Annotated in this window: 15 protein-coding genes; 4 read left to right on the forward strand and 11 right to left on the reverse strand. The window is 63.7% G+C overall.

Annotated elements, in window-relative coordinates:
* Nucleotides 1–52 precede the first annotated feature (52 nt).
* Nucleotides 53–343, reverse strand: coding sequence for a hypothetical protein (locus tag ACK4S9_RS15565; RefSeq protein ID WP_409727186.1), 291 nt, complete (start codon nucleotides 341–343; stop codon nucleotides 53–55).
* A 231-nt stretch (nucleotides 344–574) separates the two neighbouring features.
* Between ACK4S9_RS15565 and ACK4S9_RS15570 the strand changes: the two genes are divergently transcribed.
* Entirely contained in the window at nucleotides 575–1,819 is a 1,245-nt protein-coding gene (locus ACK4S9_RS15570) for a b-glycosidase (protein ID WP_409727189.1), read from the forward strand.
* Nucleotides 1,820–1,973: 154 nt separating this feature from the next.
* Here ACK4S9_RS15570 and ACK4S9_RS15575 read toward each other — a convergent pair whose 3' ends face one another.
* From ACK4S9_RS15575 to ACK4S9_RS15620, 10 genes are all read right to left on the reverse strand, one after another.
* The gene (locus tag ACK4S9_RS15575; protein ID WP_409727290.1) at nucleotides 1,974–2,387 is read right to left on the reverse strand and encodes an excalibur calcium-binding domain-containing protein; all 414 of its coding nucleotides are present in this window, start codon (nucleotides 2,385–2,387) and stop codon (nucleotides 1,974–1,976) included.
* Nucleotides 2,388–2,462: 75 nt separating this feature from the next.
* On the reverse strand, nucleotides 2,463–2,996 hold the full coding sequence (locus ACK4S9_RS15580; RefSeq protein WP_409727192.1) for a DinB family protein: 534 nt from the start codon (nucleotides 2,994–2,996) through the stop codon (nucleotides 2,463–2,465).
* 106 nt (nucleotides 2,997–3,102) lie between these two features.
* The gene (locus ACK4S9_RS15585; RefSeq protein ID WP_409727195.1) at nucleotides 3,103–3,525 is read right to left on the reverse strand and encodes a GNAT family N-acetyltransferase; all 423 of its coding nucleotides are present in this window, start codon (nucleotides 3,523–3,525) and stop codon (nucleotides 3,103–3,105) included.
* 130 nt (nucleotides 3,526–3,655) lie between these two features.
* Nucleotides 3,656–4,957, reverse strand: a complete 1,302-nt coding sequence (gltA, locus tag ACK4S9_RS15590) for a citrate synthase (RefSeq protein WP_409727198.1) — start codon at nucleotides 4,955–4,957, stop codon at nucleotides 3,656–3,658.
* Nucleotides 4,958–5,024: 67 nt separating this feature from the next.
* Nucleotides 5,025–5,327 carry a succinate dehydrogenase assembly factor 2 gene (locus ACK4S9_RS15595; RefSeq protein WP_409727201.1) on the reverse strand — a complete coding sequence of 101 codons (303 nt, stop codon included), beginning with the start codon at nucleotides 5,325–5,327 and terminating at the stop codon, nucleotides 5,025–5,027.
* Between the two features lie 196 nt (nucleotides 5,328–5,523).
* Nucleotides 5,524–6,234 carry a succinate dehydrogenase iron-sulfur subunit gene (locus ACK4S9_RS15600; RefSeq protein WP_036249389.1) on the reverse strand — a complete coding sequence of 237 codons (711 nt, stop codon included), beginning with the start codon at nucleotides 6,232–6,234 and terminating at the stop codon, nucleotides 5,524–5,526.
* A gap of 51 nt (nucleotides 6,235–6,285) precedes the next feature.
* Entirely contained in the window at nucleotides 6,286–8,064 is a 1,779-nt protein-coding gene (gene sdhA, locus ACK4S9_RS15605; protein ID WP_409727204.1) for a succinate dehydrogenase flavoprotein subunit, read from the reverse strand.
* Nucleotides 8,065–8,066: 2 nt separating this feature from the next.
* On the reverse strand, nucleotides 8,067–8,435 hold the full coding sequence (gene sdhD, locus ACK4S9_RS15610; RefSeq protein ID WP_409727207.1) for a succinate dehydrogenase, hydrophobic membrane anchor protein: 369 nt from the start codon (nucleotides 8,433–8,435) through the stop codon (nucleotides 8,067–8,069).
* 2 nt (nucleotides 8,436–8,437) lie between these two features.
* Entirely contained in the window at nucleotides 8,438–8,851 is a 414-nt protein-coding gene (gene sdhC, locus ACK4S9_RS15615; protein WP_409727293.1) for a succinate dehydrogenase, cytochrome b556 subunit, read from the reverse strand.
* 245 nt (nucleotides 8,852–9,096) lie between these two features.
* Nucleotides 9,097–9,861, reverse strand: coding sequence for a GntR family transcriptional regulator (locus tag ACK4S9_RS15620; RefSeq protein WP_409727210.1), 765 nt, complete (start codon nucleotides 9,859–9,861; stop codon nucleotides 9,097–9,099).
* Between the two features lie 271 nt (nucleotides 9,862–10,132).
* Between ACK4S9_RS15620 and ACK4S9_RS15625 the strand changes: the two genes are divergently transcribed.
* The 3 genes from ACK4S9_RS15625 to ACK4S9_RS15635 all read left to right on the forward strand — a co-directional run bounded on the left by ACK4S9_RS15625 (nucleotide 10,133) and on the right by ACK4S9_RS15635 (nucleotide 12,748).
* Nucleotides 10,133–11,122 carry a malate dehydrogenase gene (locus ACK4S9_RS15625; RefSeq protein WP_409727213.1) on the forward strand — a complete coding sequence of 330 codons (990 nt, stop codon included), beginning with the start codon at nucleotides 10,133–10,135 and terminating at the stop codon, nucleotides 11,120–11,122.
* A gap of 91 nt (nucleotides 11,123–11,213) precedes the next feature.
* Complete coding sequence (locus ACK4S9_RS15630) at nucleotides 11,214–12,203, forward strand: HpcH/HpaI aldolase/citrate lyase family protein (RefSeq protein ID WP_409727217.1); 990 nt, start codon at nucleotides 11,214–11,216, stop codon at nucleotides 12,201–12,203.
* Complete coding sequence (locus ACK4S9_RS15635) at nucleotides 12,203–12,748, forward strand: hypothetical protein (protein WP_409727219.1); 546 nt, start codon at nucleotides 12,203–12,205, stop codon at nucleotides 12,746–12,748. Before ACK4S9_RS15630 ends, ACK4S9_RS15635 begins: the two co-directional genes overlap by 1 nt.
* Nucleotides 12,749–12,811 lie beyond the last annotated feature (63 nt).

The following is a 12,811-nucleotide window of genomic DNA, read 5'->3' on the forward strand; positions in this document are numbered from 1 at the left end:
GACGCGCGTGCGCGGGCATGGCCGGCGCAGGCGCATCGAGAGGTTCAGGACATCAGGCGACGGGAGGCGCGCGGGAAGAGAAGTAAGGGGTGAACGGCGCGTGCCAGGAATCGGATGCAGTCCACTGTGCGAGCACCCGGGCGGACGGCAGGATGGCGGTCGTGCAGGCCGGCGTATCCAGCGCGGGAGCGACCGTGGCGGCGTCGAAGGCGATGCAGGAGTGCGGGACGATGTTCTGGTGCGAGGCCGCGGAACCGTTGACGGCGGAGTCGAGCGCGGCGGACGCATACTGCGTGGCGTGCGCGATCCGGTGCGCCAGGCCCTGCCAGTGCGCAAACACCATCGCCAGCATCAACAGCAAGGCGATGAGGGTGCGGGTGGAGCGAAGGCGTGGAAGGCTGGCAAGCATCTGTCGACAGAAGAGCCGGATCTCGATGTGGCGCTAAAGGACGGCATTATAACCAAGTGGCGGGCGAACCGACAGCGCGGCGTCCCTTGCCAGCCATGCGCGGCCTTCCGCCCAAGCCCGGCATACTGCCCCTTCGATCGTCAATACGGCCCGAAAGGACATCGCATGGCACGGCATCCCGGCATCTTCCCCACTTTTTTCCTGTCCGGCTTCGAATGCTCGACCTTTCTCTGGAAAGACGGTAGGCGGCGCAACCTGGTGGCCGAAACCGGCCACGACCGCCATACCGCCGAGGATTACCGGATCCTGGGCAGCCTCGGCATCGCCGTGGCCCGCGAAGGCATCCCCTGGCCGCTGGTGGACCGCGGCGGCGCCTGCGACTTCTCCATGATCGATCCCTGCATCGCCGCCATGAACGCCTCGAAGATCACCCCGATCTGGGACCTCTGCCATTACGGCTACCCGGACGACCTCGATCCGTTTTCAGACGGCTTCACCGAGCGTTTCGCGCAGTACTGCCGCGCCTGTGCCGAGTACGTGGTGCCGAAGCTGCGCGGACCGCATTTCTTCACGCCGATCAACGAGATCACCTTCTTTTCCTTCTGCGCCGGCGAATGGGGCTGGGCCGCGCCCTACCGCTGCAGCCGCGAGGACCGGCGGCGCCTGCTGCAGGCCCTGTGCCGCGCCGCGATCGCCGGCGTGAAGGCGATCCGCGAAGTCGATCCGCAAGCGCGCATGGTCCACATCGATCCGCTGGTGAACGTGGTGGCCCCGCGCGAGCGCCCCGACCAGGAGGAAGCGGCGCGCTACGAAACCTACGTCGACACCTTCCTGGCCTGGGACATCATCTGCGGGCGCGAACATCCCGAATTCGGCGGCTCGCCCGAGATCCTCGACATCGTCGGCGCCAACGTGTATTCGTTCGGCCAGATGGAATACCGCGAAAGCGGACCGCACGCCCCGCTCGAGCCCGGCGACGAGCGCATCCTCCCGCTGTGCGACCTGCTCGGCACCGTGTGGCAGCGCTACCGGCGGCCGATGATCATCGGCGAAACCAGCGGCCTGGGCCACGGACGCCCCGACTGGCTGCGCGACGTGATGGGCGAATCGCTGGCGGCGGTGCGGCGCGGCATGGACCTGCAGGGGGTGTGCCTGTTTCCCGCCGTGGACATGCCGGACTGGCATACCGGCGAATGGGTGGGCAACGGCATCTGCGACGTGCACGAGGACGGCGGTGAGCTCAAGCGGGTGCCGAACCAGGCCTATGTCGACGAGCTGCGGCGCTGGCAGAAGGAACTGAACCGGGTGACCAGCCTGGACGAGGATCCGTTCAGCGATCCGGTGGAATTGCAGGATGTGGTCGATGCGGCGCACCGGCTGGACATCCGGCCGGACAAGGACTGGGCTTGATGTTCGTTCGCATGGGGGTCAGGTCTGACATTCGGACACAAGCTCAACATTAAAGCTCGAGCAAGCCGAAGTTGGAAGTGCGGCGGAAGCGTGGATTAACGCAGAGCTCGTGTCTGAATGTCAGACCTGACCCTGATGCTCTGACCCTGATGCTCTAGCGCCGCCCACGGTAAGGCTCGCATCCGATGCCATCGCCGTCGCGGTCGAGGTGGGGGCCATAGCCAGGCTCTCCGATGCGTACCGGCGCAGCGCCTGCCGCCCGCGCTTCCGTGCAGTTTTTATAAGCACCGCTGCTGCGCATGCCTCCCTGCGGGCCTGTGTTTAGGGGCGCCAGGCCCTGGGCAGAGGCATACGATGGGGAAACCGGCTGCCTGGCAGGACTGCGGTGGCAATGGTAGTCACCGGTCTTGCGGTTGACGTGGCAACCGTCCGCATTCAGGCCGCCGCCATGGGCACTGGCCCCGAGGGAGAATACCGAAGCGCCCAGCGCGACCAATAGCCGAAAGATTGTCTTCATCTGCACATCCCACCCTATCCGAATCGCTCGAACATCCTGACCAAGTCTCATGAATACCTGGTAACCCGATTCGATATTAGTGAGTGATGGGGTTTCGCGCAAGAAATAGTCGAGGACGGAATGGCATTAATGCTGATCGGATAGCCATTCGAGCAGATCGGTCACGCCGATATCGACGCCCGATTGCGACAACAGGGTGCTGGTCTGGCCGCGGTGATGGGTTTGGTGATTGAAGAAGTGCAGCAGCAGGCTGCCGAAATGCTTCCGGTTGTCGCCGCGTGCGTTTTTGTACGAGAGGGGCTGGGCCAGGTCGCGGTCCGACACCTCTGCCGCGAAGGCCGTGATGATCGCATCGATCCGCACGCGGTGCTGGTGCAGCACAGGCAGGTCGTCGCTGTAGCGGTAGGTCAGGCCGGTGGGCGCGGGCATGTCGGCCATCGCTTGCAAGGAAGCGAAGGCCGAAGGATGCCCCATGAAGCGGCGCAGCCAGATGGCGTCTCCGGCCACGATGTGGTTCAGGGTGCCCATGATCGAACCAAAGAAGGCGCCCCGTTCGGCGAGCAGTTCCTCCATCGGCAAGCGCGCGGCGGCGGTATACAGCCGGCCGTTCATGGCCGCGTTGTAGGACGCCAGCAGGACGATATCGTCGCGGGTCGGCATGCGTGTTTGTCTCCTGATGCCCGGTACGTGAAGAACGAAGGCTGGCAACCAGTGTACAGGCAAGGCATGCGATCGGCCACGGCGTCGCCGCCAAGCAGGCCCGAGCTCAGGGCAAGGGCCGGCGCATGGCCAGAACCTGCTGTCCTTCGGCCAGGTACGACGCCAGTCGCTGCGCCAGGAAGGCCGGCAGTTCTGCGCTCGACACTACTTCGAAGCCTGCAGCCGAGTAGAAATCGACCAGATGGGTGTAGGGAAGGCAGAAAGCCTGCTGCCGGTCCAGATGGGGCCGGCAGGCGGCCAGCAGCCTCGCGCCGATTCCTTGCCGCTGGAAGCCTTGCTTGACCTGCATCCCACGCAAGACCGTTACCTGCTCTTCGCTGCACAGGCGTACGACGCCGACGACGCGTCGGCCGGCCTTTGCCACGATCAGCGTAGCTCCGGGCTCGACCGGAGCACCATACCCGGCTTCGCGATACAGCTCGACGACACCCCTTACATCCAGGGGGCTTGCTTCGCAAACTTCTATCATCTGTCAACACCCCCGGCCGATACTGAGCGCATGCATTCTGCCCAGTGTACGCCGTCTATCGGGCGTGACAGACTGAATGACATAAAAAAAAGCGGGCCGAAGCCCGCTTCTGATGACGCTGCGTTAACGATCAGCGCTTGTCGATGCCCGGCACGTCACGCACCGGCGAACCCACGAACAGCTGGCGCGGACGGCCGATCTTCTGTTCCGGATCGGCGATCATTTCGTTCCACTGGGCGATCCAGCCGATGGTACGGGCCATCGCGAAGATGCCGGTGAACAGCGAGACCGGGATGCCCAGGGCCGACTGCACGATGCCCGAGTAGAAGTCGACGTTCGGGTACAGCTTGCGCGAGACGAAGTATTCGTCTTCCAGCGCGATGCGTTCCAGTTCCATCGCCAGCTTGAACAGCGGGTCGTCCTGCAGGCCCAGCTCGTTCAGCACTTCGTGGCAGGTTTCGCGCATCAGCTTGGCGCGCGGGTCGAAGTTCTTGTAGACGCGGTGGCCGAAGCCCATCAGCTTCACGCCCGAGTTCTTGTCCTTGACCTTCTCGATGAAGGCCGGGATGTTCTCGACCGAGCCGATTTCCTTCAGCATGGTCAGTGCGGCTTCGTTCGCGCCGCCGTGCGCCGGGCCCCACAGGCAGGCGATGCCGGCAGCGATACAGGCGAACGGGTTGGCGCCCGACGAACCGGCCAGGCGGACGGTCGAGGTCGACGCGTTCTGCTCGTGGTCGGCGTGCAGGATCAGGATGCGGTCCAGGGCGCGCACCAGCACGTCGTTGACCTTGTACTCTTCGCACGGGTTGGCGAACATCATGTACATGAAGTTGGCGCTGTACGACAGGTCGTTGCGCGGGTACATGAACGGCTGGCCGACCGAGTACTTGTATGCCATCGCGACCAGGGTCGGCAGCTTGGCGATCAGGCGGATGGCCGAGATCTCGCGCTGCTTCGGATCGTTGATGTCCAGCGAGTCGTGGTAGAACGAGGCCAGCGCGCCGACGGTGCCGACCAGGACCGACATCGGGTGCGCGTCGCGGCGGAAGCCGCGGAAGAAGAAGTTCATCTGCTCGTGAATCATCGTGTGACGGGTCACGGTGTTCTCGAACTCGGCCTTCTGGGCGGCGTTCGGCAGTTCGCCGTTCAGCAGCAGGTAGCAGGTTTCCAGGAAGTCGCAGTTGACGGCCAGCTGCTCGATCGGGTAACCGCGGTACAGCAGTTCGCCCTTGTCACCGTCGATGTAGGTGATGCTCGAGTTGCACGAGGCAGTCGACATGAAGCCAGGGTCGTAGGTGAACTTGCCGGTCTGGCCGTACAGCTTGCGGATGTCGATGACGTCCGGGCCGATGGTGCCTTTGTAGATCGGCATGTCGACCGACGGGCTGCCGTCGGAGAACGACAGGGTGGCTTTGGTATCAGAGATATTCATGGCACTTCCTTCTTGTGGGAGTGGATCTAAAAACAATGTCGAAATCTGGCTGCGAAGTTCATCCGAACTACGCCTGCCGCAGGCGCGCCAGCAAGGCGCGCACGTGCGGCTGGTCGACCTCGCCTTCGGGCTCGGCCCGGCCCAGCAGCAGGTCCATCAGCGGGTTGTCCGCCAGGTCCAGCAAGCGGGTCAGCGCATCGACTTCCTCGTCGCTCAATTCTTCTTCATGCGCATCCAGGAAGCGCGTGAGGATCAAATCGTTCTCGAGGAGGCCACGGCGGGCGCGCCAGCGCAAGCGGGCGCGGTTCGTGGGGTCGGATTGATGCGTTTTCACTAGAGTCCGTTGTTGGGTCAACATCATACTCCGCATGCCAGGATAAGGCAGTACGGTACTTTTACTGTATTTGCGGCATCTTTAACGTACGGATGCTGCGAGTTGCTGCTTGATGCTTGCAATGCACCGCGTGGGCGGGAGACCCGCCCACCCTACAGGTATCGTGGATCTCGTAGGGTGGGCGGCTTTGCCGCCCACGCGGTCAACCGGCGTTCGCGGTGTCGAACGCGATTTAAATCGCGCGACGAACCAGCAGTTCCTTGATCTTGCCGATCGCCTTGTTCGGATTCAGGCCCTTCGGGCACACGTCCGTGCAGTTCATGATCGAGTGGCAGCGGAACAGGCGGTACGGGTCTTCCAGGTTGTCCAGGCGCTCGTTGGTGGCTTCGTCGCGCGAGTCGGCGATGAAGCGGTAGGCCTGCAGCAGGCCGGCCGGGCCGACGAACTTGTCCGGGTTCCACCAGAACGACGGGCACGAGGTCGAGCAGCAGGCGCACAGGATGCATTCGTACAGGCCGTCGAGCTCTTCGCGCTCTTCCGGCGTCTGCAGGCGTTCCTTCTCCGGCTTGATCGAGTCGTTGATCAGGTACGGCTTGATCGAGTGGTACTGCTTGAAGAAGTTGGTCATGTCGACGATCAGGTCGCGCACCACCGGCAGGCCCGGCAGAGGACGCAGCACGATCGGCTGGGTCAGCTCGTTCAGGTTGGTGGTGCAGGCCAGGCCGTTCTTGCCGTTGATGTTCATTGCGTCCGAACCGCACACGCCTTCGCGGCAGGAGCGGCGCAGGGCCAGCGAATCATCGACGTCGGACTTGATGCGCTGCAGGACGTCGAGCAGCATCTTGTCGGTGTCTTGCAGCTCGACGGTGACGTCTTGCATGTAAGGCTTCGTATCCTTGTCCGGATCGTAGCGGTAGATCTTCAGTTGGACGGTGCGTGCCATGTTTTTACCTGTTTTCACGGGCTGCGAACGGTGTCGCAGCCCTTCACAAAATTAGAAAGTACGGGCCTTCGGCTTGAAGGTGTCGACGGTCAGCGGCTTCTGCACCACCGGCTTGTACTCGAGGCGGTTGCCTTCCGAGAAGAACAGGGTGTGCTTCATCCAGTTCTCGTCGTCGCGGTTCGGGTAGTCGCTGTGGGCGTGGGCGCCGCGCGATTCCGGGCGGGCCGCGGCCGACACGATGGTCGCCTTGGCGGTCTCGATCAGGTTGTCGAGTTCCAGCGCTTCCACGCGGGCGGTGTTGAACACCTTCGACTTGTCCTTGAACGAGACGTGCTTGCGGCGCTCGTCCAGCTTCATGATTTCCTTGACGCCCGCATCGAGCAGTTCCTGGGTGCGGAACACGCCGCAGTACTTCTGCATGGTGGCGCGGATGTCGTTGGCGACGTGCTGGACCTTCTCGCCGCCGGTCGAGGTCTCGAGGCGGTTCAGGCGGTCCATGCCGAAGTCGGCGGCGTCCTTCGGCAGCGGCTTGTTGACCTTCTGCTTCAGGTTCGATGCGACAACGTGGTTGCCGGCCGCGCGGCCGAACACCACCAGGTCGAGCAGCGAGTTGGTGCCCAGGCGGTTGGCGCCGTGCACCGAGACGCAGGCGCACTCGCCGATCGCGTACAGGCCGTTGACGATCTTCTGGCCACCGGTACCGTCAGGTGCGACGACCTGGCCGTGGATGTTGGTCGGGATGCCGCCCATCTGGTAGTGGATGGTCGGAACGACCGGGATCGGTTCCTTGGTGGCGTCGACGTTGGCGAACTTGTGGCCGATTTCCAGGATCGACGGCAGGCGCTTCTCGATGGTGTCCTTGCCGATGTGGCGCAGGTCCAGCAGCACGTGGTCCTTGTTCGGACCGCAGCCGCGGCCTTCCTTGATCTCCTGGTCCATCGAGCGCGAGACGAAGTCGCGCGGCGCCAAGTCCTTCAGGGTCGGCGCGTAGCGCTCCATGAAGCGTTCGCCGTTCGAGTTGATCAGGATACCGCCCTCGCCGCGCACGCCCTCGGTGATGAGGACGCCCGCGCCGGACACGCCGGTCGGGTGGAACTGCCAGAACTCCATGTCCTGCAGCGGCAGGCCGGCGCGTGCGGCCATGCCCATGCCGTCGCCGGTGTTGATGAAGGCGTTGGTCGATGCGGCGAAGATGCGGCCTGCGCCGCCGGTGGCGAAGATGGTGGTCTTCGCTTCCAGGATCATCACGTCGCCGGTTTCCATTTCCAGGGCCAGCACGCCGAGCACGTCGCCGTCGGCGTCGCGGATCAGGTCGAGGGCCATCCACTCGACGAAGAAGTGGGTGCGGGCGCGCACGTTACGCTGGTACAGGGTGTGCAGCAGCGCGTGGCCGGTACGGTCGGCCGCGGCGCAGGCGCGCTGGACCGGCTTCTCGCCGAAGTTCGCGGTGTGGCCGCCGAACGGACGCTGGTAGATGGTGCCGTCCGGGTTGCGGTCGAAGGGCATGCCGAAGTGTTCGAGTTCGTACACGACCTTGGGGGCTTCGCGGCACATGAATTCGATCGCATCCTGGTCGCCCAGGTAATCGCCACCCTTGACGGTGTCGAACATGTGCCAGTACCAGTCGTCTTCGCTCATGTTGCCCAGCGAAGCACCGATGCCGCCCTGGGCAGCCACGGTGTGCGAACGGGTCGGGAACACTTTCGACAGCACCGCGACGTTCAGGCCGGCTTCGGCCAGTTGCAGCGATGCGCGCATGCCGGAACCACCGGCGCCAACGATGACCGCGTCAAAGCGGCGGGTAGGGATTGCAGTTTTGATTGCTGCCACGATTACACACTCCAGAGAATTTGCACGGTCCAGGCGGCGCAGGCGAGCAGCCAGAAAATGGTCGCCAGTTGCAGGATCAGGCGCAGGCCGGCCGATTTGACGTAGTCCATCCAGATGTCACGGACGCCGACCCAGGCGTGGTAGAACAGGCCCAGGAAGGTCACCAGCGCGAACAGCTTGAACCACTGGCGGGCGAACAGGCCGGCCCAGCCTTCATACGTGAAATTCTGGCCGGTGAGGAAAGCGACCAGCAGAACGACCGTGAACACGGCCATGACGATGGCGGTGACGCGCTGCGCCAGCCAGTCCTTGACGCCGTAGTGGGCGCCGACGACGAGGCGGCGCGGTCCGATATTATTCTTGTTTGCCATGATTAAAAGACTCCGAACAGTTTCAGTGCAACCAGCGCGGTCAGGGCCAGGCTGATGACCAGCACCCAGCGGGCGGTCTTCTGGGCGGCATCCTTGTCCAGGGCCAGGTGGTTGTCCATGAACAGGTGACGCACGCCGGCGACGAAGTGGTGCAGGTATGCCCAGGACAGACCCAGGATGATGATTTTCGCGAACGAGTTGCCCACGACGCCACGGAAGTGCTCGAACGAGATTTCCGACATCAGGCTTTCCTGGAACAGGTACAGCAGGAACGGCAGGAACAGGAACAGACCAGCGCCGCTCACGCGGTGCAGGATCGACACGATGGCCGATGGTGGCATGCGATATTTACCAGTAATATCTCCAATGCCAACGTTGCGGAACTCCGGCCGCCCTTTTTTTGCAGCTTCTCTCACGGCTTCGGACATGAAACACCTCCCTCTATGACGACAGTTTTTAGTGAACCCTTCATTTTCGCCGATTTTGTGACGGGTGACCAAGCATCCAGTGATGGATAACCGGGGCATCCCTGCGGCGAACCGGGCAGTGTTCGTCGCGTACGCAAAACCAACTTATTTTAATCGCTTGGAGCGATCGCTGCAGAGGGCCACTCGGTCCACCACAGTTGGCGCCGGTTCACCGGCGCCCCTACGGTTATCTCTTATGACAACTCGTTCTGGTAATGGTGGCGAGCGGTCGAATAAATTCCACGCCGCAACTCCACCGGTTTGTCTCCATAACTGAACGACACCCGATCCGCGCACAGCAGCGGCGTGCCTTCCGGCACCTTCAGGTGTTCGCTGGCTGCCGCGTCCGCCGCCACCGCGCGGATCTTCTCGGTCGCCCGGATCATGCGGGTGCCGAATTCCGACTCGAACAGTCCGTACATCGGCCCCTTGTACTCCACCAGGCGCTCCGCCGTCAGTCCCTTGAACAGCTGACCCGGCAGCCACAGCTCTTCCAGGATGGTCGGCACCCCGTCGAAGGACTGCACGCGCTTGATGTAGACCACGGCGTCGCCCGACTTCAGCTCGAGCAGGCGCGCGACCTCGGAGGTGGCGCGGATGCGCAGCACGGCGATCAAGCGGTTGTCCGGGTGATGGGGGACGCCCTCGTCGGGCATCAGGCGCAGGAAGCGGAAGTGGGCGCGCTCCTCGGCATGGGTGGCGACAAAAGTGCCCTTCCCCTGCCGGCGCACCACCAGGTTCTCGGCCGCCAGCTCGTCGATCGCCTTGCGCACCGTGCCCTGGCTGACCTTGAAGCGCCCGGCCAGCTCGACTTCGCTCGGCATCAGCTCGCCGGGCTTCCACTCGCCCGACTGCAGGCTTTGCGTGATCAGGGCCTTGATCTGCTGGTACAACGGACGAAACGACGGCGATGCGTCGGTACCGGTTGCATCGCTGCTGTTGGGCGAAATGGGGCTCATAGACCGCGATTTCACCACAAAACCAGCCTCTACGTCCAGTATATGACCGCCAAGACATGTGTCTTATATAAGACATATGATATGAATTGACAGACAGAACAGTCGAGGCATACACTCGCGGTCGGTTTGGACCTCCGCGCCTACCTTGTCGCTACGCGCGCGATATCCAATTGACACGGTGCGCTTTTGGTATCATTGCAGCTTCCCGAATACGCACCCTCGGCTCGACCGCTGTAGTTCGAACGATTTTTTCCCACTTTGGAGATTCATCATGGCAAAAACCCCAATGCGCGTCGCCGTTACCGGCGCAGCCGGCCAGATCGGCTATTCCCTGCTGTTCCGCATCGCCAACGGCGACATGCTGGGCAAGGACCAGCCGGTCATCCTGCAGCTGCTCGAGATCGACAACGAGAAGGCACAGAAGGCGCTCAAGGGCGTCATGATGGAAATCGACGACTGCGCATTCCCGCTGCTGGCCGGCATGACCGCCCACGCCGACCCGATGACCGCCTTCAAGGATGCCGACGTGGCCCTGCTGGTCGGCGCCCGCCCGCGCGGCCCTGGCATGGAACGCAAGGACCTGCTGGAAGCCAACGCCCAGATCTTCACCGTGCAGGGCAAGGCCCTGGACGCGGTCGCCTCGCGTGACGTGAAAGTGCTGGTGGTCGGCAACCCGGCCAACACCAACGCCTACATCGCCATGAAGTCGGCCCCGAACCTGCCGGCCAAGAACTTCACCGCCATGCTGCGCCTGGACCACAACCGCGCCCTGTCGCAGGTTGCCGCCAAGCTGAACAAGCCGGTCGGCGCCATCGAGAAGATGGCCGTGTGGGGCAACCACTCGCCGACCATGTACGCCGACTACCGCTTCGCGACCGTCGACGGCCAGCCGGTCAAGGACCTGATCAACGACGACGTCTGGAACCGCGACACCTTCCTGCCGACCGTCGGCAAGCGCGGCGCCGCCATCATCGAAGCGCGCGGCGCATCGTCGGCAGCCTCGGCCGCCAACGCGGCGATCGACCACGTGCGCGACTGGGTGCTGGGCACCGGCGGCAAGTGGACCACCATGGGCATCCCGTCGGACGGTTCGTACGGCATCCCGGAAGGCACCATGTTCGGCTTCCCGGTGACCACCGAGAACGGCGAGTACAAGATCGTCCAGGGCCTGGAAATCGACGCCTTCTCGCAGGAACGCATCAACCTGACGCTGAAAGAGCTCGAAGAAGAGAAGGCCGGCGTCGCTCACCTGCTGGCTTAAGTATTAACGGCGCGGCCACCCGGCCGCGCCAACCGTGCCATGCCGGCGCTTTCCAGGCGCATGGCATGGCCGAATCGTTTCAAGACATACCATGCATCCTTCCGAGGTTTTATTCCAGGGCAAACGCCAGCCGCTCCTTCTTCCCGCCTGCGACCACTACGCCGGCTCGGAGAAGCTGATGCGCAAATCGATGGCCCTGCAACAAGAGCTTGGGCCGGTTTTCGACATCACCTTCGATTGCGAGGACGGCGCCGTCGCGGGTAGCGAAGCGGCGCACGCCACGCTGGTGGCCAGCCTCGTCAACAGCAGCGACAACCGCTTCAACCGCATCGGCGTGCGCCTGCACGACACCGGCAGCCCGCACTTCGCGAACGACGTCGCCACCATCGTCGGCAGCGCCGCCGAACGCCTGGCCTACGTGGTGCTGCCGAAAGTCGAAAGCGCCGACGAAGTGATCCGCGCCATCGACCTGATCAACGAACATGCGGTCAAGGCCGGCCGCAACGATCTTCCCGTGCACGTGCTGATCGAGACCCATTGCGCCCTGCGCGAAGCCTACGACATCGCCGCCCTGCCCCAGGTCGAGTGCCTGTCCTTCGGCATCATGGACTTCGTTTCCGCCCACTACGGCGCGGTGCCGGCCAGCGCCATGCGCACCCCGGGCCAGTTCACGCACCCGCTGGTGGTGCGCGCCAAGCTCGAGATGGTGGCGGCCTGCCATGCGCACGGCAAGGTGGCCTCGCATAACGTCACCACCGACATCAAGGACAGCGCGGTGGTCGCCAACGACGCCCAGCGCGCCGGCGCCGAATTCGGTTTCACGCGGATGTGGAGCATCCATCCGGACCAGATCAAGCCGATCCTGAAGGCCTTCACGCCACGCCTGTCGGAAGTGAACGAAGCCACCAATATCCTGACCGAGGCCATGGCGGCGCAATGGGGGCCGATCGCGCAACACGGCCGCTTGCACGACCGCGCGAGCTACCGATATTATTGGACCGTGTTGCAGCGCGCAAAACTGGCTGGCCTGGCGCTGCCGGAAGCCGCTGCGGCGATCGTCAACCTCACGGATTCCAACTGATGGCCACCCTCCTCTCCCGCATCCTTGCCGCCGGCGTATTCGCCGTTGCGGCCGCAGGCGTCTGCACCAGCGCAGCCGCCGCTCCCGAAAAACATCCGAAGGCCGACAAGGTCCAGAAGGCCAAGGCCAAAGCCAAGCCGGCATCGAAGGCAAAGAAAGCCGCCGTCGCAGGCACCGCCGCCGCGGCCGCCGCCGCCGCCCCGGTGTATGGCGCCGATGTCATCGACGAACCGGACATCACCGACACGGTCGTCACCGACTACGCTTGCGAACTCGGCAACAAGATCACGATCTACACGAACGCGACGGACAGCGAGCACATCGCCCTGCGCTGGAAGAAGCGCCTGCACCGCCTGAGCCGCGTGGGCACCACCACCGGCGCGCAGCGCTTCGAGAATCCGCACTGGGGCCTGATCTGGATCGGCATCCCGGCCAAGGGCATGCTGCTGGATTCGAAGCTGAACCGCCAGTTGGCCAACGAATGCAAGAACGCCGAGCAGGCGGCGCCGATCGTGGCGGCGGCGCCTGCTCCAACGAATGGCTGATCCGCGGCTGAACCCCGTCGGATCGCCTGTGTGTAATAGCAGTACCGGAATAACAACACATAT

Source organism: Massilia sp. (genome assembly GCF_046293535.1).
Classification (GTDB): domain Bacteria; phylum Pseudomonadota; class Gammaproteobacteria; order Burkholderiales; family Burkholderiaceae_D; genus Telluria.